Annotated in this window: 19 protein-coding genes and 1 tRNA gene; 5 read left to right on the top strand and 15 right to left on the bottom strand. The window is 63.8% G+C overall.

What is annotated here, in order from left to right; genetic code table 11:
- Positions 1–60 precede the first annotated feature (60 nt).
- From clpP to ACP2WS_RS00665, 3 genes are all read right to left on the bottom strand, one after another.
- Complete coding sequence (clpP, locus tag ACP2WS_RS00675; protein ID WP_374492703.1) at positions 61–699, bottom strand: ATP-dependent Clp endopeptidase proteolytic subunit ClpP; 639 nt, start codon at positions 697–699, stop codon at positions 61–63.
- Positions 700–851: 152 nt separating this feature from the next.
- Complete coding sequence (gene tig / locus ACP2WS_RS00670; RefSeq protein ID WP_374492701.1) at positions 852–2,165, bottom strand: trigger factor; 1,314 nt, start codon at positions 2,163–2,165, stop codon at positions 852–854.
- 64 nt (positions 2,166–2,229) lie between these two features.
- Positions 2,230–2,316 (bottom strand) — tRNA-Leu (locus ACP2WS_RS00665).
- A gap of 153 nt (positions 2,317–2,469) precedes the next feature.
- Here ACP2WS_RS00665 and hpnC point away from each other — a divergent pair.
- The 3 genes from hpnC to ACP2WS_RS00650 all read left to right on the top strand — a co-directional run bounded on the left by hpnC (position 2,470) and on the right by ACP2WS_RS00650 (position 5,693).
- On the top strand, positions 2,470–3,357 hold the full coding sequence (hpnC, locus tag ACP2WS_RS00660; RefSeq protein WP_426459011.1) for a squalene synthase HpnC: 888 nt from the start codon (positions 2,470–2,472) through the stop codon (positions 3,355–3,357).
- A gap of 23 nt (positions 3,358–3,380) precedes the next feature.
- Positions 3,381–4,244, top strand: coding sequence for a presqualene diphosphate synthase HpnD (hpnD, locus tag ACP2WS_RS00655; protein WP_426459010.1), 864 nt, complete (start codon positions 3,381–3,383; stop codon positions 4,242–4,244).
- 63 nt (positions 4,245–4,307) lie between these two features.
- A complete protein-coding gene (locus ACP2WS_RS00650; protein WP_426459009.1) occupies positions 4,308–5,693 on the top strand; it encodes a hydroxysqualene dehydroxylase in 1,386 nt (461 codons plus the stop codon).
- Here the strand turns inward: ACP2WS_RS00650 and der are convergent.
- The 12 genes from der to ACP2WS_RS00590 all read right to left on the bottom strand — a co-directional run bounded on the left by der (position 5,675) and on the right by ACP2WS_RS00590 (position 18,711).
- On the bottom strand, positions 5,675–7,015 hold the full coding sequence (der, locus tag ACP2WS_RS00645; RefSeq protein WP_374492693.1) for a ribosome biogenesis GTPase Der: 1,341 nt from the start codon (positions 7,013–7,015) through the stop codon (positions 5,675–5,677). The two genes, ACP2WS_RS00650 and der, sit on opposite strands and share 19 nt — an antisense overlap.
- A 37-nt stretch (positions 7,016–7,052) precedes the next feature.
- The gene (locus ACP2WS_RS00640) at positions 7,053–8,141 is read right to left on the bottom strand and encodes an outer membrane protein assembly factor BamB (RefSeq protein WP_426459007.1); all 1,089 of its coding nucleotides are present in this window, start codon (positions 8,139–8,141) and stop codon (positions 7,053–7,055) included.
- Between the two features lie 195 nt (positions 8,142–8,336).
- Positions 8,337–9,092, bottom strand: coding sequence for a YfgM family protein (locus tag ACP2WS_RS00635; protein WP_426459006.1), 756 nt, complete (start codon positions 9,090–9,092; stop codon positions 8,337–8,339).
- A gap of 39 nt (positions 9,093–9,131) precedes the next feature.
- On the bottom strand, positions 9,132–10,415 hold the full coding sequence (hisS, locus tag ACP2WS_RS00630; protein ID WP_374492687.1) for a histidine--tRNA ligase: 1,284 nt from the start codon (positions 10,413–10,415) through the stop codon (positions 9,132–9,134).
- A gap of 66 nt (positions 10,416–10,481) precedes the next feature.
- The gene (gene ispG / locus ACP2WS_RS00625) at positions 10,482–11,759 is read right to left on the bottom strand and encodes a flavodoxin-dependent (E)-4-hydroxy-3-methylbut-2-enyl-diphosphate synthase (RefSeq protein WP_374492685.1); all 1,278 of its coding nucleotides are present in this window, start codon (positions 11,757–11,759) and stop codon (positions 10,482–10,484) included.
- Positions 11,760–11,775: 16 nt separating this feature from the next.
- Positions 11,776–12,720, bottom strand: a complete 945-nt coding sequence (locus tag ACP2WS_RS00620) for a helix-turn-helix domain-containing protein (protein WP_426459005.1) — start codon at positions 12,718–12,720, stop codon at positions 11,776–11,778.
- A 12-nt stretch (positions 12,721–12,732) separates the two neighbouring features.
- Positions 12,733–13,593 (bottom strand): type IV pilus biogenesis/stability protein PilW, encoded by an 861-nt coding sequence (gene pilW / locus ACP2WS_RS00615; RefSeq protein WP_426459003.1) that lies wholly within the window; start codon positions 13,591–13,593, stop codon positions 12,733–12,735.
- Positions 13,583–14,749: a dual-specificity RNA methyltransferase RlmN gene (rlmN, locus tag ACP2WS_RS00610; RefSeq protein WP_426459001.1), complete on the bottom strand. Its 1,167-nt coding sequence runs from the start codon at positions 14,747–14,749 to the stop codon at positions 13,583–13,585. The genes pilW and rlmN overlap by 11 nt, the downstream gene beginning before the upstream one ends.
- Positions 14,750–14,777: 28 nt before the next feature.
- Positions 14,778–15,203, bottom strand: coding sequence for a nucleoside-diphosphate kinase (ndk, locus tag ACP2WS_RS00605; protein ID WP_374492678.1), 426 nt, complete (start codon positions 15,201–15,203; stop codon positions 14,778–14,780).
- Positions 15,204–15,351: 148 nt separating this feature from the next.
- On the bottom strand, positions 15,352–16,701 hold the full coding sequence (locus ACP2WS_RS00600; protein ID WP_426458999.1) for a pseudouridine synthase: 1,350 nt from the start codon (positions 16,699–16,701) through the stop codon (positions 15,352–15,354).
- A 200-nt stretch (positions 16,702–16,901) separates the two neighbouring features.
- The gene (gene scpB / locus ACP2WS_RS00595; protein WP_426458997.1) at positions 16,902–17,594 is read right to left on the bottom strand and encodes an SMC-Scp complex subunit ScpB; all 693 of its coding nucleotides are present in this window, start codon (positions 17,592–17,594) and stop codon (positions 16,902–16,904) included.
- Positions 17,595–17,649: 55 nt separating this feature from the next.
- A complete protein-coding gene (locus tag ACP2WS_RS00590; RefSeq protein WP_426458995.1) occupies positions 17,650–18,711 on the bottom strand; it encodes an RluA family pseudouridine synthase in 1,062 nt (353 codons plus the stop codon).
- Positions 18,712–18,819: 108 nt separating this feature from the next.
- Between ACP2WS_RS00590 and ACP2WS_RS00585 the strand changes: the two genes are divergently transcribed.
- Both ACP2WS_RS00585 and ACP2WS_RS00580 read left to right on the top strand, forming a co-directional pair.
- Positions 18,820–19,641, top strand: coding sequence for an outer membrane protein assembly factor BamD (locus tag ACP2WS_RS00585; RefSeq protein WP_426458993.1), 822 nt, complete (start codon positions 18,820–18,822; stop codon positions 19,639–19,641).
- Between the two features lie 199 nt (positions 19,642–19,840).
- Positions 19,841–21,073 (top strand): FAD-dependent oxidoreductase, encoded by a 1,233-nt coding sequence (locus tag ACP2WS_RS00580; RefSeq protein WP_426458991.1) that lies wholly within the window; start codon positions 19,841–19,843, stop codon positions 21,071–21,073.
- Positions 21,074–21,126: the final 53 nt, after the last annotated feature.

Raw genomic sequence — 21,126 nt, 5'->3', positions numbered from 1 at the left:
CACCAGTGTGGCCGACGGTCTCGCTGAGATCGTTGGCCACACCTGCAGGAAGGAGGTCGGTCAGACGGCCTGGCTGCGGTGCGTGATCACCTTGTCGACGAGGCCATAGTTCTGGGCTTCCTCGGCAGACATGAAGAAATCCCGCTCGGTATCGCGTTCGATCTTGTCGAGCGGCTGTGCGGTATTGGAGGCCAGGATATGGTTCAGGTCCTTGCGCAGGCGCAGGATTTCCCGGGCATGGATCTCGATATCGGTAGCCTGGCCCTGGGCCCCGCCCAGAGGCTGATGGATCATCACGCGGGAATTGGGAAGGCTGAAACGCTTGCCCTTGGCACCGGACGACAGGAGGAATGCCCCCATGCTGGCTGCCATCCCCATGCAGAGGGTGGAGACATCCGGCTTGATGAACTGCATGGTGTCATAGATGGCCATGCCAGCGCTCACCGACCCACCGGGAGAGTTGATATAGAAGGAAATGTCCTTCTCGGGATTCTCGCTCTCCAGGAACAGGAGCTGCGCCACCACCAGACTGGCTGTCTGGTCGTTGACGGGCCCTACCAGAAAGACCACCCGCTCACGCAACAGGCGGGAATAGATGTCATAGGAACGCTCCCCCCGTCCCGACTGCTCGATCACCATGGGGATGAGGCCAAGCGCCTGGGCGTCCAGTGCACCGGTACCGCTGAATTGATTCTGCATGACTTGCTCGCTCCGATAGGATGGATCAGACACTGCACTCACCTGACAGCAGATACAGAAAACAGTGTCGACCTGCAATAAATAAGGCCTGTGAAGGGGACTGCAAGCCCACCCGCACAGGCCACCCGTTCAAGGGCTGACGTCGCCGCCGATCAGGCCTGAGGGCCCATCAGTTCGTCGAAGGACACCTTCTTGTCAGTGACCTTTGCCTTGCCCAGTACATAGTTGGCTACGTTGTTCTCGGTGACGACCGCTTCGATTTCGGCCATGCGCCCTTCGTCGCCATAATACCAGCGGGCCACGTCCTCGGGCTTCTCGTAGCTGGAAGCCAGCTCTTCGACATGGGTCTTGACCTGTTCGGGCGTAGCGAGCAGGTTGTTGGCACGCACGAGCTCTGCCACGATCAGGCCCAGACGGACGCGGCGCTCGGCCTGGTCCTTGAACAGGTCGCCGGGAATGGGCGCCTTGTCCGCATCCTTGATGCCGCGCTGCTGGAGATCGGCACGGGCGTTCTGCACCATGTTGTCGATCTCGGCCTGCACGCTGGCCTTGGGCAGGTCGAGCTGGGCATGGGCCAGCAGCGCTTCCATGACCGCAGACTTGTTGCGGGCCAGCAGACGGTACTTGACCTCACGAGCCAGATTCTTGCGGATGTCGTTGCGCAGGGCTTCGACAGTGCCTTCGGCCACGCCGAGCTGCTTGGCGAATTCGTCATCGACTTCCGGCAGGTGCGCAGCTTCGAGCTTCTTGACCGTGACGAGGAAGTCGGCGGTCTTGCCTGCCACATCCTTGCCGTGATAGTCCTCGGGGAAGGCCAGGGGGAAGGTCTTGCTTTCGCCCAGCTTCATGCCGCGCACGGCATCCTCGAACTCCTTGAGCATCTGGCCTTCGCCGACGAGGTACTGGAAGTCCTCTGCCTTGCCGCCCGCGAACACTTCACCGTCGATCTTGCCCTCGAAATCCACAGTCACGCGGTCGCCATCCTGGGCCGGCTGGTCGTTGCCACGCTGGCTGAAGGTGCGGCGCTGCTTGCGCAGGATGTCGATGGTGCGATCCACGGCAGAATCATCCACCTCGGCTTCCAGCTTCTCGATCTCAGCGTTTTCCAGGCCTTCGATCTTCACTTCAGGGAACACCTCGAAGACAGCGTCGAACTGAAGCTCGCCCTCGGGAGCGCCTTCCTTCTCGCTGATGGCAGGCTGGCCAGCCACGCGCAGGCCAGCTTCGCTGGCTGCCTGGTAGAAGGCCTCGCCGACCTTGTCGTTGATGACTTCGTACTGGACAGCAGGACCATACTGGCGCGCCACCACGCTCATGGGCACCTTGCCGGGACGGAATCCATCCATCTTGACGGTACGGGACAGACGCTGAAGGCGCTTGCCGACTTCGGTCTCGATGTCCTTGGCAGGGACGTTCAGGGTGATCTTGCGTTCCAGCTTTTCCAGCGTTTCAACGGTCACTGTCATTGAGATTTCCTTTGTGATGACGTGCATGTCGCAGCGGGGGCTGCGGCATGGCTGCAGAATCGTGTGGTGCGCGGGGGGGGACTTGAACCCCCACGCCATTGCTGGCGTCAGGACCTAAACCTGGTGCGTCTACCAATTTCGCCACCCGCGCTGCTCCCGGTCCATGGGGCACCGCACGGCGGTGTTCCGGACGAAAACAGGTAACATGTGATTCTACCTTGCAAAATGCACCGCACGGGCCACGCGCCGGACAAACGGCCGCTTTGGCCCGCGTGGCGCCCTTCCCCACAGGGGATCTGCGCCCTTGGATCACACCGTGCCCCCATCTCCCTCCTCCGTCGATCATTACGAGAACTTTCCCGTGGCCAGCCTGCTGTGCCCGGCTGCGCTGCGCCCTGCCATCGTGGCGATCTATCACTTCGCGCGCACAGCCGATGATCTGGCAGACGAAGGCAGCCACACAGCCGATGCACGGCTGCAGTCTCTGGCCGCGTATCGGCTCGCCCTCGACCGCACCCTGACTCGTGCCTCCGAGAATGCGGACGACGGTGCCCCCTGGGCGTCCGTGATGCAGCCGCTCAGAACGGCCGTGATCCGGCATGCACTGCCGGTGTCGTGGCTGCATGATCTTCTCAATGCCTTCGAACACGATGTGGAGGCCTCCCGAGATGGCAGCGTGCACGCCGACCTGCGCAGCCTGCAGGACTATGCCCGTCTGTCGGCGAATCCGGTGGGACGACTGCTGCTGCACCTCTATGGTGTTGCTTCCGAAACGGCCCTGCAGCAAAGCGACGCCATCTGCACGGCGCTGCAGCTCTTCAATTTCTGGCAGGACCTTTCGGTGGATGTGCCCCGAGGACGCTACTATCTCCCAGCAGACCTGTGCGCACAGTTCCATGTGGATCCGCGGTGTCCGCAGCAAGCCCATGCCATGGATCTGCAGATGCTGATGGAGGAATTGCTGGCGTTCAGCACGACATTGATGCGCAGCGGGATGGGCCTGCCGGGTGTCGTGCGCGCCGCAGCGGGCTGGAAGGCCGGGCTGGAACTGCGGCTGGTGATCGAGGGCGGACTGCGAATCGGTCGCCGAACCCGCGCCCTTGGAGCCAGCATCGCGCAGCACCGCCCTGCGCTGGGTGCTGGAGATCTGCCGGGGCTGCTGCTGAGCGCCCTGCTCCTGCCGGCGCGGTGAGGCTTCCATGGGACAATAGGCGCATGTCTTCGCCTACCGCCAGTTCTCCCCAGGATTACGTTCAGCAGACCGCTGTATCTTCCGGCAGCAGTTTCTATTACGCCTTCCTGTTCCTCCCGGCCGAACGCCGTGCCGCCATCACGGCCTTCTACGCCTTCTGCCGCGAGGTGGACGATGTGGTGGATGAGGTCAGCGATCCCATGGTGGCACAGACCAAGCTCGCATGGTGGGAGCGCGAGGTCGAACAGGCCTACGCGGGAGAAGCGACCCACCCCGTGATGCGTGCGATCATGCCGCTGGCTCCGCGCTTCGGCATCGAGAAACGCCACCTGATGGCTGTGATCGAAGGCTGCCGCATGGATCTGCAGCAGACACGCTATCTGGATTTTCCGGGCCTGCAGCGCTATTGCCACCTCGTGGCGGGCATCGTCGGTGAAGTGTCGGCACGCATCTTTGGGCAATCGGAAGCCGGGACCACCGACTACGCCCACAAGCTGGGACTGGCGCTGCAGCTCACCAACATCATCCGCGATGTGGGCGAGGATGCCATGCGAGGCCGCATCTATCTCCCCGTGAACGACATGCAGACCTTCGGGGTGCGTGCAAGCGCCATCCTCGACAGGCAATACAGCCCCGAGTTCCGGGCCCTGATGCAGTTTCAGGCCCAGCGTGCCCATGCCCTCTACGAGGAGGCACTGGCCGCATTGCCGGCAGCGGATCGCCGCAGCCAGAAGCCGGGGCTGATGATGGGCAGCATCTATCGCACGCTGCTGCGCGAAATCGAAAGAGAAGACTTCCAGGTTCTGCACCAGCGCATTGCACTCACTCCCCTGCGCAAGTTCTGGCTGGCGTGGAAAGTGCAGGCGCTGGGGGCACGCAGGATATGATCCCGACGCTTCTTTCCCTCACAGACTGGGAGGCCAAGCTCCTGCAGTGTCGGAATCTTACCTATGCCTGAGGCCCTGAGGCGCTTCGACATCGCCATCATCGGTGCCGGCTGGGCAGGATGTGCCGCCGCCGTGACAGCGGTGGCAAGGGGACATCGGGTCACGGTATATGAAGCAGCCTCGGAACCCGGTGGGCGTGCGCGCACGATCGCAGGCCGAAACGACCTTCCGCTGGACAACGGCCAGCATATCTTGCTGGGTGCCTACCGGGAAACGCTTGCGCTGATGCGCGAGGTGGGCATCGAACCGGACACCGTACTGCAGCGGCTTCCCCTGGATCTGCGCTGGCCCGACGGCACGGGACTGGCCCTGCCCTGCAGCAGCCGCTTTCCGAGTCTTGCCACGGCCTGGGGCATCCTGCGTGCCAAGGGATGGACCTGGGCGGACAGATGGCACCTGCTGCAGACCGCCATGCACTGGCAAAAAACCGGATTCACATGCTCCGAGGAGGTCACGGTACAGACCCTGTGCGCCAGCCTGCCTCCGATCATCCAACGCCACCTGATTGAGCCCCTGTGCCTGTCGGCCTTCAACTCTCCACCGGAAAACACCAGTGGACCGATGTTTCTGCGCGTGATTCGAGACGCCTTGTTCTCCACGCGGGGGAGCGCCGACGTGTTGTGGCCCATGGTTCCTCTGGGCGCCGTACTGCCCGCTCCCGCTCTGCAATGGGTATCCCGCCATGGTGGACAGGTGCACCTTGCCAGCCGCGTGCGCAGCCTGTCGCGCCATACAGACACCGCCCCCTGGGAGCTGGAAGTGACCCCGAAGGGGACCAGCACCGTGAGCGCCCGGCATGACCGTGTCATTCTGGCCTGCCCCTCCTGGGAAGCGGCTAGGCTGGTATCGACTCTGACTGCTGCTGAGGTTGTCCCCGCCGATCTGTCCTGGGCACAGGATGCCCATGCACTTGCGCAGGCCGCCATCGCAACTACGTACGTGTGGTGCCCCGCTCGATCCTGCGCCGGACTGCCTGCAATGCAGGCCTTGCCCGACTCGGACAGCGCTCCTGCACAGTTCGTGTTTCATCACGCCCACCGCACGCGTCTGATGGATGGGCAACCGCACCATCTGCTGGCCTTTGTCTGCAGCCATGCCATGGAAGAGCGGCAGGTGATGGAGGCTCGTGTGCTGCAGCAGGCCACCGACCAGCTGAATCTGACTGAACTGATCCTGGAGCGCACCTTGATGGAAAAACGGGCGACCTTTGTCTGCGCCCGGGAACTGCGCCGCCCATCCCCACGCGTCCTACCGGATCTGTGGGCATGTGGCGACTATGTGGAAGGCCCCTACCCAGCGACGCTGGAAGGTGCCGTATCCAGCGGTCGTGCGGCCGGCATGGCCGCCACTGCCGCAACCGACGGGGCCGATCAGCTCTTGTCGACGTAGGGGTTGTGCGAAGTCTTCATCTCGATGCGCAGCGGAGTGCCGATCAGATTGAAGTGCTTGCGCAGGCGTCCTTCCAGATAGCGCTTGTAGGCATCGGTGACACCTTCGAGCGAGTTGCCATGTACCACTACCACAGGCGGATTCATGCCCCCCTGATGCGCATAACGCAGCTTGGGGCGGTACATTCCGCTGCGCCTGGGCGCCTGGAACTGCACTGCCTCATGCAGCAGCCTGGTCAGCACCGGCGTGGGCATCTTGCAGTTGGCTGCTGCATGTGCGTCGGCGATGGACTGCCACAGAGGGCCGAGCCCCTGCCGTTTCTTGGCGGAAATGTAGTGCAGCGCCGCGAACTTCAGGAAGGCCAGACGACTCTCTACCGACCGCAGCACCAGCTCACGCTGGTATTCGTCCACGGCATCCCATTTGTTGATGGCGAGCACCACGGCGCGGCCGGATTCCAGGATATAGCCTGCAATGTGGGCATCCTGGTCGGTCACGCCCTGCGTGGCATCGAGCAGCAGCAGCACGACATTCGCGGATTCGATGGCCTGCAGCGTCTTGACGACGGAGAACTTCTCGATCGCCTCGAACACCTTGCCCTTGCGGCGGAGCCCTGCGGTATCGATCAGCTCGAACTTCTGCCCGTTGCGCTCGAAAGGCACCGAAATGGCGTCGCGGGTGGTGCCGGGAAGATCGAACGCCACCAGACGCTCCTCTCCCAGCCAAGTGTTGATCAACGTGGACTTGCCCACGTTCGGGCGGCCTGCCACCGCCAGCCGGATCACGTCATTCGCAGGCTCTGGCGCATCTTCATCGGGCTCTGGAATGCCGATGAGATCGAGCGCCAGATCCACCAGACCGCGCACCCCCTGTCCGTGGGCCGCAGAGATGCCATGCACCTCACCCAGCCCCAGTTCGTAGAACTCGGCGAGCTGCCGCCCCTCCTTCATGCCTTCGGCCTTGTTGCCCACCAGCACGGTAGGCTTGCCGAGACGACGCAGGTAATTGGCGATCTCGTAATCCTGGGCAGAGAGCCCTTCCCGAGCGTCCACCACGAAGATCACCACATCGGCTTCTGCCACGGCCTGCTGGGTCTGCCGCGCCATTTCCCGGTAGATGCTGCCGTTGCCCGCATCGGGCTCGAAGCCCCCGGTGTCTATGACGATGAACTCCCGCCGACCCTGACGGCCATTGCCGTAGTGACGGTCGCGCGTGAGACCGGCGAAGTCGGCGACGATGGCGTCGCGGGATTTGGTCAGGCGGTTGAAAAGTGTCGATTTGCCGACATTGGGCCGTCCGACCAGTGCAATGACGGGCTTCATCGTGACAGGTTCCTATGAATAAAGAGGATGGGGAAGATCACTGGAGACGAATGGCCGATACGGTGCCCTTGGCCCCCACGACCACTGCAAGATCGCGGCCTACTGCCACCGGTGCAACCTGAATGGGCGCGCCATCGGTGGCCACGCGGTTGCGCAGCTCTCCGTCTGCTGCGTCGAGCACGTGCACATAACCCTGGGCATCTGCCACCAGCACGTTGTCCCCTATCACCAGCGGGGCCGACAGGCCACGATGGCGGAACGTCGTGTTCTTCCAGAGCTGCTTGCCATCGGCACGGGACCATGCCACGACATCGCCAAGGGAATCGGCGCCGACGACGATGCGTGCATCTCCGGAAATGCCAGAAGTGCCATCGCTGGGCTGACTCCAGGCAATGGCTGACTTGCCGTAGTCGGCGCAGGCCACATTGGCCTGGAAGGTGCGGGCGCACAGACTGTTGCCCACGCGCGAGGCGGGCGCCACCACATCGGACATGCGCGCCACCTCGTCGACTCCGCGCGGAATGGCCAGCGTGACCTCTCCCAGCGGGGCTCCATTGTCCGGATTGAACGCAACGATGCGTCCTGCGACTCCCACCAACAAGCCACCGCCTGCCGCCATCAGCAGGGAATCCTGCTTGAGCACGAGGTTGTCCTCATTGCCTGCACGAGCCTTCTGCTGCCAGATGCGATAGCCATTGCCCGCATCATAGGCGGCAATGCTGCGATCGGCGTTGACCACGAACACGCGCCCCCCTGCCACCAGGGGAGCTGTGTAGGATTGCGACGCAAGAGGAACCTTCCAGGCCACCATGCCATTGCGAATGGCAATGAGCTCGCTGCTGCCGCTGACCACGGCGCTCGTGGTGCCGTCGGTGCCGACCCCAGCCACGAGGCTCGAAGCGACATGGGTGCGCCAGGCCACACTTCCCGTGGTGGCATCGAGTGCCATGACATCTCCGCTGGCATCCGCCATGATCAGGCGGCCATCGACAGCGGCCACATGCAGGGGAAAGTTCACCCCACCTGCCAGGCGCTGCGTCCATGCTGCATGGGCAGCCACCGTGGCCGGATTCGGCTGCAGGGGCGACGGAGGCGGCGGTTTGTAGCCAGAGCAGGCCGACAGCATGGCCGCCACCGCGAGAGATACGGCACAGACCGTCCGGTGCAGGCCGCGGGATGCATGTCGAGAGGTTGCGGAACTGTCCGCGGGGAGGAGAGACCTCATGGAATTTCCTTGCACTCAGGCGGAAAAGAAGAAAAAGATGACAGATCGGGCTCCACGGCTACACCCGGAAGCTCCCAGCGGAAGAACCGGCAGGAATCAGCCTGCCTGCGCTGCCGAGGATGCGGATGCAGCGCTCGATGCGGGTCCGGCTGCCGATGCAGCAGCGGCCTCCGGCGCAGACGATGCAGCTGGGGTTTCCGGGGCAATGTCGACCCCCAGTGCAGTCAGCTTGAGGGCCACCATCTGCCGATAGGGCAGTCCCGCTTCCAGGGCCTTGTAGGCGCGCGTGTAGTCCTGAATGGCCTCTGGTGTCTTGCCCTGCAGCTGGTGAATGTCTCCCTGCGCATCGGCTGCCAGACCTTCGAACGCGGGATCCATGCTGCCCGACACCTGCTGCAGCGCCAGATCGTACTGTTTCTGCTGTGTCAGGATCTGTGCAAGCTGCAGCCTCGCCATGCTCTGCAGGCCTTTGTCGGCCTTTTCTGCGATGACCTCGGTCAGTGCCGCCTTGGCCTGGTCGACCTGCCCTTTCTGGAAGAAGGTCGATGCGGCCAGAAGGCCCGCCTGCTGCGCGTAGGTGGTGCTGCCGTACTGTTCCTGCATGGTCTTGAGACTCTCGGCAAGCTTGGCTGCATCACCGGACTGGGCATCGAGACGCACCTGGTCATACAGCAGGGAAGCCTTGCCAGCCTGCTGGGACTGGTACCAGTCATAGCCGCGCCAGCCTGCAAAACCCAGCAACCCCACGATCAGCACGCCGGTGATGATGTTGCCCCACCGCTCCCAGAACTGCTTGATTTTATCGAGCTGCTCCTGCTCCTCTAGATCGAGATGTTGAACCTGGATGACCATAAATTGCCTGTGCGCGCCTGGGCGCGGAAAATGCGAATGTCAGGATTGTAGGCGCTGTGCCCACGTAGATACGTCGGCCAATGGTAACGGGCTTTGCGCCCCCGTTCCATCGCGGAGATGCTTGAGCGTGACAACTCCCTGCGCCAGCTCGTCGGAACCGAACACGAGCGCATAGCGTGCACCACTGGCATCGGCCTTCTTGAACTGGGACTTGAAGCTGCCAAGCTCGGGCGTTCCCCCCGCATGCATCTGGACCCGCACGCCAGCCAGACGAAGCTGCTGCAACGTCCGCATCGCCACCCCCAGAGCGGCGACATCGGGAATCACTGCGTACACATCCGGCGCTTCGGCTGCCGGCAGCAGATTCTGCTCGCGCAACAGCTCAAGGACACGTTCCACGCCCATGGCCCAGCCCACTCCGGGGGCAGGCTTGCCTCCCACCTGCTCGATGAGCCCGTCATAGCGCCCACCTGCACAGATGGTGCCCTGCGCCCCGAGACTTTCCGTGATGAACTCGAACACGGTGAGGTTGTAGTAGTCGAGGCCGCGCACGAGACGCGGATTGATGCGGAAGGCAATGCCGTTGGCCGTCAGGATGTCCTGCAGGGTCTGAAAGGCCGCCAAAGAGGCTTCACCGAGAAAATCCAGCAGCCGGGGAGCAGATTCGACCACCTCCTTCATGGCCGGATTCTTGGTGTCGAGAATGCGCAGTGGATTGCTGTGGAGGCGCCGGGTGGCATCCTCGTCGAGCAGCTCGGCATGGGCCTCGAAGTGGCGAACAAGGGCCTCGCGGTGCTGGCGGCGCTCGTCGGGCTGCCCCAGGCTGTTGATCTCCAGCCGCACATCTCGCACACCCAGCTCCTGCCACAGGGCCTGCGCCATCAGAATCAGCTCGGCATCGACATGGGCGCCGGCAAAGCCGAGCGCTTCGGCTCCGATCTGGTGAAACTGGCGATAGCGGCCCCGCTGGGGACGTTCATGGCGGAACATCGGCCCCATGTAGTACAGGCGCTTGCCGCCTTCGTACAGGGAATTGTGTTCCACCACGGCACGCACCACTCCCGCGGTGTTCTCGGGACGGAGCGTCAGCGCCTCGCCATTGAGCTTGTCCTCGAAGGAGTACATCTCCTTTTCGACCACGTCGGTGACCTCGCCCAGACCGCGAATGAACAGCCCCGTGGATTCCACGATGGGGGTGCGGATGTTGCGGTAGGCAAAGCGGCCCATGACGCTGCGGACCTTGGCTTCCAGCCACTCCCACTGGGCCGACTCAGGGGGCAGGATGTCGTTCATGCCCTTGATTGCGTTGATTTTCTGTGCCATGCGTATTTCCATCAAGAAAAATGCCGTGCACGAGACCTCGCGCACGGCATGCGAACCCGGGATGCGTCAATGACCTGCGGAAGGCGCAGCGTCGCCGAAGCGGTCCTCGATGTACTGCGTCACGAGCGCCTGGAACTCCTGGGCAATGCCATCCCCGCGCAGCGTGAGCGCCTTGACGCCATCAATGAACACGGGAGCAGAAGGCGATTCGCCATTGCCGGGCAGGCTGATGCCGATGTCGGCATGCTTGCTTTCTCCGGGGCCATTGACGATGCAGCCCATGACGGCCACCTTGAGCCCTTCGACTCCTGGATAACGGGCACGCCATACCGGCATCTGCGCGCGCAGGAAGTCGTCGATCTGCTTGGCCAGCTCCTGGAAGGTGCTGCTGGTGGTCCGGCCACAGCCGGGACAGGCGGTGACACTGGGCACGAAGGTGCGCAGGCCCAGCGCCTGCAGGATCTCGGAAGCGACCACCACCTCCTGCGTGCGGGATTCGCCGGGCTGTGGCGTCAGGGACACGCGGATGGTGTCGCCAATGCCCTGCTGCAGCAGGATGGAGAGTGCCGCCGTGGAAGCCACGGTGCCCTTGGTGCCCATGCCGGCCTCGGTCAGCCCCAGATGCAGCGGATACTCGCAGCGCTCGCTCAGCGCCTGGTAGACGGAGATGAGATCCTGCACGCCACTGACCTTGCACGACAGAAGAATCTGGTGCGGCGGCATGCCCATTTCAACCGCGCGAGCAGCTGACCCCAGCGCAGAGGCGATGAGCGCCTCGTACATGACCTGCTGCCCCGTCCAGGGTTCGGCCCGGCGGCTGTTCACATCCATGAGACCTGCGAGCAGCTCCTGATCGAGACTGCCCCAGTTGACGCCGATGCGAATGGGCTTGTCCCAGCGCAGCGCGGCTTCGATCATCTGCCCGAACTGGCGGTCTTTCTTGTCCCCCTTGCCTACATTGCCGGGGTTGATGCGGTACTTGGACAGAGCCTGTGCGCAGTCTGGGAAATCGGTGAGCAGGCGATGGCCGTTGTAGTGAAAGTCGCCCACGAGCGGTACATCGATGTCCATGCGATCGAGCTGCTCACGGATGTAGGGAACCGCCTGTGCCGCCTCGGGCGTGTTGACCGTGATGCGCACCAGCTCGGACCCCGCCACGGCCAGCTCCTTGACCTGGATGGCAGTGGCAATCGCGTCGGCGGTATCCGTGTTCGTCATGGACTGGATGCGCACCGGCGCATCACCACCGATGGTCACGACACGACTGCCGTGCACGACCCGTGCCTGCATCGTGGCATGACGGCGCGGCATGGCAACCGGAATGGGGAGTTCCTGATCCTGCATGAAGGGCTTCTTTGCGTTACTTGAGTTCAAACCGTGCCACGCCGGTTCTGGCGATGGCAGAAAGATCGAAGGGATGGCCCCGATCCTGGAGATGGACATTCTCGACCCGTCCCACCGTGACCTTGACAGGATAGGCGGGAATGGCCACATGGTCCTGCTGGCCAGCGGTCAAAGTCCGTTCGTACAGGCGCTTGCCGGATGCGGAACGCACCTGCACCCAGGCCTCCCCGGAGGCCTCCAGGGACAGTCCCGCCTGAGCTCCGACTGCAGCCGATGCCGGGAGCTGAGTCGACGAGGCGGTAGCCGAAACTGGGACTGCTGCCGCGACAGCGGCCGATGCCGGTGTCGTGACGGCAGCAGGCGCCAGGCGCGGGAGCCCTCCGCTCTCTCCAGCCGTGCCGGATGCATCCTGGACCACGCCCGAAGCACCTGCTGCGGACGGAAGCCCTTGCGACGCAGCCACGGAGGCATGGCTTGCCGCATCAGCGGCTCGGCTCTGCCACTTGGCAGTCAGGGTCGGGAGCAGGAACAGCAGCAGCGCTGCCAGCAGGGCCACCACGATCACCGCCACTGCCCAGCCCGGCATGGACAGGCCGCCGCCCAGTCGAGGCACCAGATCAGCCAGACGCCCGTGCGTGACGGGTTCGTTGATGGATTCGTCATCCGAGGCGATATGAGGACGCTCATCGGGCATCAGTGCAAGCACCGGCTGTGCGTCATAGCCGAGATAGCGGCAGACATTGGATGCAAGTCCGCGGGCAAAGAACACTCCCGGCAACTTGGTGAGTTCGTCGGCTTCGAGGGCACGGAGTTTCTGGGGGGTGATCTTGAGATAGGATGCCAGGCTTTCCAGCTCGACTCCGGCCTGTTCGCGCAACTTGCGCAGCACTGGGCCCGCCGTGGTCTCGCCAGCGAGCATTTCCTGAGGAATCTCTGCCACTACTTGATGGTTGCTGCTCATACGCCTGCGTGATCATTCATCCCACGCGCCGCGCTGGTAGAGCTGCGATTCATGGGAGTTGGGAAAGGAATCCTGAAGCTGCTGCCCATACCGGGCCACGCCATCGGGATGACCGAGATGCTGTTCCGCACGGATGCCCGTCCACAGCGAAGCCGCAGTGGCGGTGCCAGGACGGTTGGCCTGATTGGCATACATGGCAGACTTGCGGTAGTCACCGCGCTGATAGTAAAGATCCGCCAGCCCCGCCGAGGCCTGTGCATCCTGGGGGTTGGACTGCAGGACATCGAGCAGGGCATTTTCTGCATCGCCGCGATCTCCTGCCTTCAGGTCGCAACGCCCCTTGGCCACCCGGGTGCGTTCCTTGTTCTCGTAGTATGGATTGGCGAGCGCCTGATCGAGATACCCCATGCCTTCGGCCGTGCGGCCGTTCTCGCACAGCAGCCAGCCGAGATTGTGCTGTGCATCCCCATCGCGCGGATTGAGAGCAACGGCTCGACGGAAGCTCTCCTCGGCCATGCGCTGATCATGGAGCTGGTTGTAGATGAGACCACGCACGTTGTAGGCCTTGGAATATCCGGGGTAGGCCGTGAGCGACCGCTTGACCTCATCGAGTGCGAATTCCATCTGACCGCGCTGGAAATACCCGATCGCCAGCTCCAGCCGAATGCGCGCCCGACGTGCGTATTCGGGTTCATCGGAAGCCGTGATCATTTCCCCCTCGCCTGCCGTTGGCGCCTGCGGCGCTGCGCAGCCGGCCAGACCATGCACCGTCCCCCAGACGGCCGACAGAATCAGGCTCCACCGTCCGACACGCTGCAGCCAAGTGGCAGCCGGGCGGCCAAGAAGGAAGTGAGAAACGGGTTCAGATGCCATGCGTGCCTCCTCGCGACAACGGCGCAATGGCCGTCCCCGCAGCTTCCGGTGCATTGCGGCGCTGCCATTCGATGCGCTGCGCCACGCCGGTGCGATCCCTGATCTCGCCTGCCAGCTGGCCACAGGCCGCATCGATATCGTCGCCACGCGTCTTGCGTACGGTGGTCACGATGCCGGCCTCGGCGAGCTGACGTGCAAACGCTTCGACCGCTGCTGCAGAAGAACGGTGCAGCCCCGAAGCGGGGAACGGATTGAACGGAATGAGATTGAACTTGCACCACGCGCCCCTGCCGGAGGTGCGCACGAGGTCGATGAGTTCACGCGCATGCTCGGGCTGGTCGTTGACGCCGTCGAGCATGCAGTATTCGAAGGTAATGAAGTCGCGGGGGGCGTAAGCCAGATAGCGCTGGCAGGCTGCCATCAGCTCATGCAGGGGGTACTTGCGGTTGAGGGGCACCAGATAGTCGCGCAGGGCATCATTGGGCGCATGCAGCGACACGGCCAGAGCCACGGGCACATCCTGGGAAAGCCGGTCCATCATGGGCACCACCCCGGAGGTGGAAACGGTGACGCGGCGGCGCGACAGGCCATAGCCGTGATCGTCGAGCATGGTGCGCAGCGCGGGCACGAGGGCGCTGTAGTTCTGGAGAGGTTCTCCCATGCCCATCATCACCACGTTGGAGATGACACGCTCTGCAGTGCCCAAGTGGCCCCGCAGGAAATGTTCTGCATGCCAGAGCTGGGCGATGATCTCGCCCGTGGAGAGATTGCGGCTGAAGCCCTGGTGCCCGGTGGAACAGAACCGGCAGCCCACGGCACATCCGGCCTGAGACGACACACACAGGGTGCCTCGGTCTGTCTCGGGAATGAAAACGGTCTCGACGGCGTTGCCGCCGCCGACGTCGAACAGCCACTTGATGGTCCCGTCCGAGGAAATATGCTGCGACAGCACCGGCAGGCCACTGACATGGGCCTGTGCGGTGAGCTTGTCGCGGAGCGATCTGGCGAGATCGCTCATCAGGGCAAAATCGGACACTCCCTTCTGATGTATCCAGCGGAACAACTGGGTGGCGCGAAAGCGCTTCTCACCCAGCTGGCCACACCATGCCACCAGCGATTCCAGATCGTAGTCCAGCAGATTGACGGTGGGATGCATGTCGGGAGGTGCCTTGTTGTCCTGCTGCTTAGCGGGAATAGATGTTCATGCCGGGGAAGAAGAAAGCCACTTCGACAGCGGCCGTTTCGGGCGCGTCGGAACCGTGCACGGCGTTGGCGTCGATGCTTTCAGCGAAGTCGGCGCGGATGGTGCCCTTTTCGGCCTTCTTGGGATCGGTGGCGCCCATGAGGTCACGGTTCTTGAGGATGGCGCCTTCGCCTTCCAGAGCCTGGATCATGACGGGGCCGGAGATCATGAACTCGACGAGATCCTTGAAGAAGGGGCGTTCCTTGTGCACGGCATAGAACTTCTCGGCTTCGCCACGGGACAGATGCACCATCTTGGCAGCAATGATCTTGAGGCCGGCAGCCTCGAAGCGGGCGTAGATCTGGCCGATGACGTTCTTGGCGACTGCGTCGGGCTTGATGATGGAGAGCGTGCGTTCGATAGCCATTTGGATTCCTGTGTGGGGTTGAGAACTATATCTGTCGTTGTAACCGGGACTGCCCACAAGGCCCTCCCGTACAGGGAAGGCATTTTACGTCATGGGATGCATGCCGGGTCAGCTGCCGCCGGCCGGCCATTGCGGAAGGGGTTCCTCGTCAGCGCGTGCCCCGACCTGTGGTGCGCCCGCGAGGACCGGATGCCGGCTTGCCGCCAAGCCAGCCGCCCGGTGCACCACGCCCCGCATCCTTGCGGGAGGCACCGGGAGCAGCACGACGGCTGCCGGAGCGGTTGCCGCCGGACGCGCGCTCTTCCCGCTGGGCCGGCGGCTGATCGCCTCCGGCTTCTGCCTGGCGCCCGCGAGCGAGCGGCAGATGTTCCTGCTGATGGCGCTTGCGCGCGGAAACGGCACGATCAGGACTGCGTCTGCGGATGTTCTGGGTATTCTGTTCCTGGCGGCGCACCTGCTCGATGCGCTTGGACTCCTGCATGCCGGCCGCTTCCATGAGCGCCCTGACGTCACGTTCGCCGAGCTCCATCCAGCTGCCACGCCGCAGTCCACGCGGCAGGGCGAACAAGCCATAGCGGATGCGAATGAGCCGGCTGACTGCATGACCGACGGTTTCGAACATCCGGCGCACTTCGCGGTTGCGCCCCTCGGAAATGGTGACGCGATACCAGCAATTGGCCCCTTCGCCACCGCCCTCCTCGATGCTGCCGAACTGTGCCGGACCGTCCTCGAGCTGCACGCCATCGAGCAGCCGCTGCTTTTCTTCATCGCTCAGGGCGCCGAGCACCCGCACCGCGTATTCACGCTGGAGGCCGAAGCGGGGGTGCATGAGCTGGTTGGCCAGTTCGCCGGAGCTGGTGATGAGCAGAAGGCCTTCGGTGTTGAGGTCGAGCCGTCCCACCGACTGCCACTTGCCATGGGCAAGCCGTGGCAGGGTGCGGAACACCGTGGGGCGGTTCTGCGGATCATCGTGGGTCACGACCTCCCCCACCGGCTTGTGGTAGGCGATCACGCGGGGCAGGGGCGGAGCAATGCGCACGCGCAGAATCCGGCCGTCGAGGCGAATGACGTCTCCGTACTGAATGCGCTGCCCGACATGGGCCGGTTCCTGGTTGACGGAGATCCGTCCCTCGGTGATGTAGCGCTCCATTTCGAGGCGCGAACCCAGGCCTGCCTGGGCAAGCACCTTGTGCAGCTTGGGTGCGTCAGGCTGCGGCTGCAGCACCCGCTTGGCAGGCTGATCGGTGTCCTCCTGCTGGTCGGCGGCATTTTCTGCCCCATCGAAGGCGCCGGAAACCACCTCGGCAAAAAGGTCGTCGTGCTGAGCCTGCTCCTGTGAAAATCCGGTCGCATCGGACAGGTCCTGCGAAGCACCGGTGCGCTGCTCCTCAGGGTTCACCCGGCGTGAGCGCCCTGGAGCGGCCCCCTTTGCCGATGCGGCGCGACCCCCCTGGAACGGGGAACGGGGCTTGCGGGAAGGACGGGAAGGTTGGTTCATGAAAAGGATCTCGGGATCGGAATCAGATGGGTGAAAAGGGGAAAGTGGCGTGCTCCACCACTGTGTGGCAACCGGCACGGCCGCGCCGACAAGGACAAGACCAAGGCCCCCTGCGGGCCCTGGGCAGAAGAAAAAGGGAAACAGGAGCCCTGAATCGCGGTGGCATCCATGGCGTTTGAGACTGCCGCTCAGGCGCGGTATCAGTCTGGCGATGGAGACTCTGCGACGGATGTGCGTGCATCAGAGTCCTCTGGGACGTCCTGGCGGCTCTCCTGGGCATCATTCTGCCCGTTTGTGGGCGCCACTGCATCCTCTACGACGTCCATCTCGAGTTCCTGCTGGGCTTCCTGCTCTGCGAGGGAGGCCATGAGGGCCTGCTGGCCCGCGTCGTCGAGGGCTGGCAGCTCCTGGAGCGAGGAAATGCCCATGTCGTCCAGAAACTGCCGTGTGGTGGCAAGCAGGGCCGGACGGCCTGCCGTATCGCGGTAGCCGACGGTTTCGACCCATCCACGCTCCTCCAGCTGGCGGATGATCTGGGAATTGACTGTCACCCCTCGGATGTCCTCGATGTCGCCCCGCGTCACGGGTTGGCGGTAGGCGATGATGGCCAGGGTTTCGAGCGTGGCCCGCGAGTAGCGGGGAGGCTTCTCGGGCTGCAGGCGCTCCAGATATTCCCGCATCTCGGGCCGGCTCTGGAAACGCCATCCGCTGGCCACGCACACCAGCTCGATGCCGCGTTGCTCCCACTGCCGTGCCACGTCACGCAGGAGCTGCCGGATCGAATCGGCTCCGAGCACGTCGTCGAACAGAAGCCGCAGCTCGCGCATCTGCAGCGGCTGCGGCGCACAGAGCAGCGCGGTTTCGAGAATGCGGAGAGCTTGGACGGAATTCATGGGCGGAAAGGCATCACTCGGGGAGGCGAACCACTGTCATTTTCCGGTTCCGCACTCACTCCCTGGGCAGGTCGAGCCCCATGGCCGCAATGGCCGCCTGCATGTCGGCCGGAGGAAGTGCCTCATATTGTAAGGGGGCTCCCGTCTGGGGATGGCGAAAGCTGAGCCGGAACGCATGCAGTGCCTGGCGCTGCATGCCCAGAGCGACCGCACCGCCATACACGGCATCCGACACCAGCGGATGGCGCAGCGTCTGCATGTGCACCCGGATCTGGTGCGTGCGCCCGGTATGCAGCGTGCAATGCACCCAGCAGGCCGCCTCGGCAGAATCCATGCTGTTGCCCACCAGCCGGAAATCAGTGCGGGCGGGCTTGCCGGCCTGACGCTCCAGATCCACGGCCGCCATGCGCAGGCGATTGCGCGGATCGCGCCCGATGCCGGCCGTCACGGTGCGCTGCGCAGGCCCGCTCCAGCGGCCTGTCCCGAGGGCCCAGTATTCGCGGTGCACCTCCCGGTCGGCAATGAGCCGGATCAGCCGGTCCATGGTGATGCGATCCCGCGCCACCACCATGAGTCCGCTCGTATCCTTGTCGAGTCGATGAACAATGCCGGCACGCGGCAGCGTGGCTGCCTCGGCATAGCGGTGCAGCAGCGCATTGAGCAGGGTCCCGCTCCAGTTTCCTGGAGCCGGGTGCACCACCAGTCCTGCCGGCTTGTTGATCACCGCCAGATGCGCATCCTCATACACCACTTCCAGTGCAATGTCCTGTGCTACGAAGGCCTGTGACTGTGCCGTGGCGCGCAGGGTGAGTTCGAGCGCATCACCTGTCTTCAGTCGCACGGCTGCCTTGCCACAGGGAACGCCGTTGCGCCGCAGCAGGCCTTCGTCGATGAGCTGCTGGAGGTAACTGCGTGAAAAATCCGCGACCTGTTGCGCCAGAAAGCGATCCAGCCGCAGCCCTGCTGCCTCTGCCGGCACCGTCCAGTGACGCTCCTCGGACGCAGCCGCCCCTTCGTCCTGGAAATCCTCTCCTTCACCGCTTTCCCCCTCGATCCGGGGCCCTATTTCGGGAGACTGCACGGGGGAAATGATCGGGGGCACCTGGGAATGGGTCATGGACAGTCACGCAACGCCGCCATCGACGGCGGGAAAAGGAATAGAACCGGGGTCATGGACGTGCTGGCTATAATCAAACGCACTCATTCATCGCGCCTTACGCCACACATGCAACACATCTCACGCCACGGCAAATTATCTGGTGTTTCTGCCCTGCTGACGATTGCAGCAGCCATCTTGTCCGGATGTGCAGCACAGGATACGGTCCAGCAGAAGACAGCTTCCTGGAGTCCCAACAAGATCTATGCCGAAGCGCGCGACGAAAGCAACTCGGGTGGCTATGACAAGGCCATCCCGCTGTATGACGTGCTCGAGGGCCGTGCCGCAGGCACCCCGCTCGCCCAGCAGGCACAGCTCGACAAGGCCTATGCCCAGTACCGCAATGGCGATACGGCTGAAGCCAATGCCACGCTGAACCGGTTCATTCAGCTCAACCCGTCGAGTCCGGCACTGGATTACGCGATGTACCTCAAGGGCATCGTCAACTTCAATGGCGACGTGGGCTGGCTGGCATCCCTCGCCAATCAGGACATCACCGATCGGGACCAGCATGCCGCACGCGAATCGTTCGATGCCTTCCGTGTGCTGGTAAGCCGCTTCCCGAACTCCCGCTACACTCCCGACGCCAAGAAGCGGATGACGTACATCATCAACTCCCTGGCCAAGTCCGAGGTGTCGGTGGCGCTGTACTACTACAGGCATGGTGCCTATGTGGCTGCCATCAACCGTGCCCAGTCCGCCATCAACAGCTATCAGGGAGCTCCCGCCCAGCAGGAGGCGCTCGCCATCATCGCGCAATCCTACGATGCACTGGGTCTTGCACAGCCCCGGGACGATACCCGCCGTGTACTGGCCCAAAACTATCCGGACAGCCCCTACCTCAAAACGCCCTATACGGGCTCCGCTCACTCGTGGTGGCGGCTCTGGTAACTGCGCCGCCCTCACTCGGACGGAGCTCCGCTTCCCCTCGTGCAGCAAGCCCGGCAATGCCGGGCTTGCCCGTTTGATGGGCATGTCCCGTCTCGCGCTTGTCCGTTTGTCCGTTCGTCGATTTGTCCCTCTGGCAGGCATCGCCCCCTTGTCACAGCGCAAGGAAAGAGAGCCAGGAGCCGGCGTATGATCGCCCTCCATGCATGCCCTGACCACCGCGTTTCCTCTTCCTACCCCCCTTTTCGGCCACCTGAATGCCCCTGCGCGCATCGGCATTGCGGGGGCAGGCGTACTGGGACGGCTGCTCGCCTGGCAGCTGGCCCGTCAGGGGCATCAGGTCACGGTCATCGATCCGGCATCGTCTGCCGCTCCCGACTACGCGCACGCCCGTGCGGCCGGATTCACGGCCGCAGGCATGCTCAGCCCGCTGGCTGAACTGGATTGTGCCGACTGGAGTCTGGCCCAGCTGGGCTGGCGCAGCGTCGATCTGTGGCGCGCCCATGTCGCACGCCTGAACGAGGAATGTGGCCAGCCGGTGTACTTTGCCCAGAAGGGAAGCCTGCTGCTCGCCCATGGCAGCGACATGGGGGCCGCCCAGCGCATGCTGCAGATGCTGCACAGCAAGATTCCTGCCGGTGAAGCCATGCGCGAAAGTGCCATCCAGCCCCTGAGCGCAGCCCGCCTGCAGGAAATGGAGCCTGCCGTATCCCGCCATCTCAAGGGCTGGCTGCTCGACCGGGAAGGGCAGATCCACACCGTGCAGGCCATGCAGGCCATGGCGGCGGCGGCCGTGCAGGCAGGAGCCACCTTTGCATGGGGCCAGCATGCCACGCAGGTGGTTCCACATGCCATCGATGGCACCCCTTTCGACTGGGTCTTCGACACGCGGGGACTGGGGGCCCGTGACGGCAACGGGCATGCCGCTGCACGATCCACACCCACCTCTCCTGTTTCTCCTGACGCACCGCAGAACCTGCCTGAATTTGTCCATCCGGTCATACCGGGGACCGCATTGCCCGACCAGCCTACACGGGGGGTGCGCGGCGAGGTGTTCTGGCTGCACGCTCCTGGTGTGACACTGCATCGCCCCGTGCGGCTCATGCATCCCCGGCACCGGGTCTACGTGGTCCCCCGCCCCGGTGATCTGATCGTGGTGGGCGCCAGCGAAATCGAAAGCGAGGATCGCAGCCCCGTGAGCCTGCGCAGCACGGTCGAACTGCTGGCTGCCGCCCATGCCGTCCTGCCCGAACTGACCGAGGCCCGCGTGGTCCACACCGAGAGCAACCTCCGCCCTGCCCTGCCAGACAACCTTCCCGACATCACGGTCACGCCGGGACTCACCCGCGTGAACGGCCTGTTCCGACACGGCTGGCTCATTGCCCCGGCCATGGCCGAACGCGCCCTGGCAGTGAGCGGCCTGCTGAAAGCCTGAGCACGGTGGTTTGCGGAGGGAGGCCGCACTCCCTCTCCATGCAGACACAAAAA

This window comes from Brachymonas moutaii (nom. illeg.) (genome assembly GCF_049977365.1).
In the GTDB taxonomy this organism is placed as follows: Bacteria; Pseudomonadota; Gammaproteobacteria; order Burkholderiales; family Burkholderiaceae_C; genus Brachymonas.
The sequence above is the reverse complement of the archived record's forward strand: the minus strand, read 5'-3'. Positions and strand labels throughout refer to the sequence as shown.

Excerpts from the sequence above, each read along its gene's own strand:
- clpP (WP_374492703.1), bottom strand. The coding sequence starts at position 699 with ATGCAGAATCAATTCAGCGGTACCGGTGCACTGGACGCCCAGGCGCTT.
- tig (WP_374492701.1), bottom strand. The coding sequence starts at position 2,165 with ATGACAGTGACCGTTGAAACGCTGGAAAAGCTGGAACGCAAGATCACC.
- hpnD (WP_426459010.1), top strand. The coding sequence starts at position 3,381 with ATGTCTTCGCCTACCGCCAGTTCTCCCCAGGATTACGTTCAGCAGACC.
- ACP2WS_RS00650 (WP_426459009.1), top strand. The coding sequence starts at position 4,308 with ATGCCTGAGGCCCTGAGGCGCTTCGACATCGCCATCATCGGTGCCGGC.
- der (WP_374492693.1), bottom strand. The coding sequence starts at position 7,015 with ATGAAGCCCGTCATTGCACTGGTCGGACGGCCCAATGTCGGCAAATCG.
- ACP2WS_RS00640 (WP_426459007.1), bottom strand. The coding sequence starts at position 8,141 with ATGCTGTCGGCCTGCTCTGGCTACAAACCGCCGCCTCCGTCGCCCCTG.
- ACP2WS_RS00635 (WP_426459006.1), bottom strand. The coding sequence starts at position 9,092 with ATGGTCATCCAGGTTCAACATCTCGATCTAGAGGAGCAGGAGCAGCTC.
- hisS (WP_374492687.1), bottom strand. The coding sequence starts at position 10,415 with ATGGCACAGAAAATCAACGCAATCAAGGGCATGAACGACATCCTGCCC.
- ispG (WP_374492685.1), bottom strand. The coding sequence starts at position 11,759 with ATGCAGGATCAGGAACTCCCCATTCCGGTTGCCATGCCGCGCCGTCAT.
- ACP2WS_RS00620 (WP_426459005.1), bottom strand. The coding sequence starts at position 12,720 with ATGAGCAGCAACCATCAAGTAGTGGCAGAGATTCCTCAGGAAATGCTC.
- pilW (WP_426459003.1), bottom strand. The coding sequence starts at position 13,593 with ATGGCATCTGAACCCGTTTCTCACTTCCTTCTTGGCCGCCCGGCTGCC.
- rlmN (WP_426459001.1), bottom strand. The coding sequence starts at position 14,749 with ATGCATCCCACCGTCAATCTGCTGGACTACGATCTGGAATCGCTGGTG.
- ndk (WP_374492678.1), bottom strand. The coding sequence starts at position 15,203 with ATGGCTATCGAACGCACGCTCTCCATCATCAAGCCCGACGCAGTCGCC.
- ACP2WS_RS00600 (WP_426458999.1), bottom strand. The coding sequence starts at position 16,701 with ATGAACCAACCTTCCCGTCCTTCCCGCAAGCCCCGTTCCCCGTTCCAG.
- scpB (WP_426458997.1), bottom strand. The coding sequence starts at position 17,594 with ATGAATTCCGTCCAAGCTCTCCGCATTCTCGAAACCGCGCTGCTCTGT.
- ACP2WS_RS00590 (WP_426458995.1), bottom strand. The coding sequence starts at position 18,711 with ATGACCCATTCCCAGGTGCCCCCGATCATTTCCCCCGTGCAGTCTCCC.
- ACP2WS_RS00585 (WP_426458993.1), top strand. The coding sequence starts at position 18,820 with ATGCAACACATCTCACGCCACGGCAAATTATCTGGTGTTTCTGCCCTG.
- ACP2WS_RS00580 (WP_426458991.1), top strand. The coding sequence starts at position 19,841 with ATGCATGCCCTGACCACCGCGTTTCCTCTTCCTACCCCCCTTTTCGGC.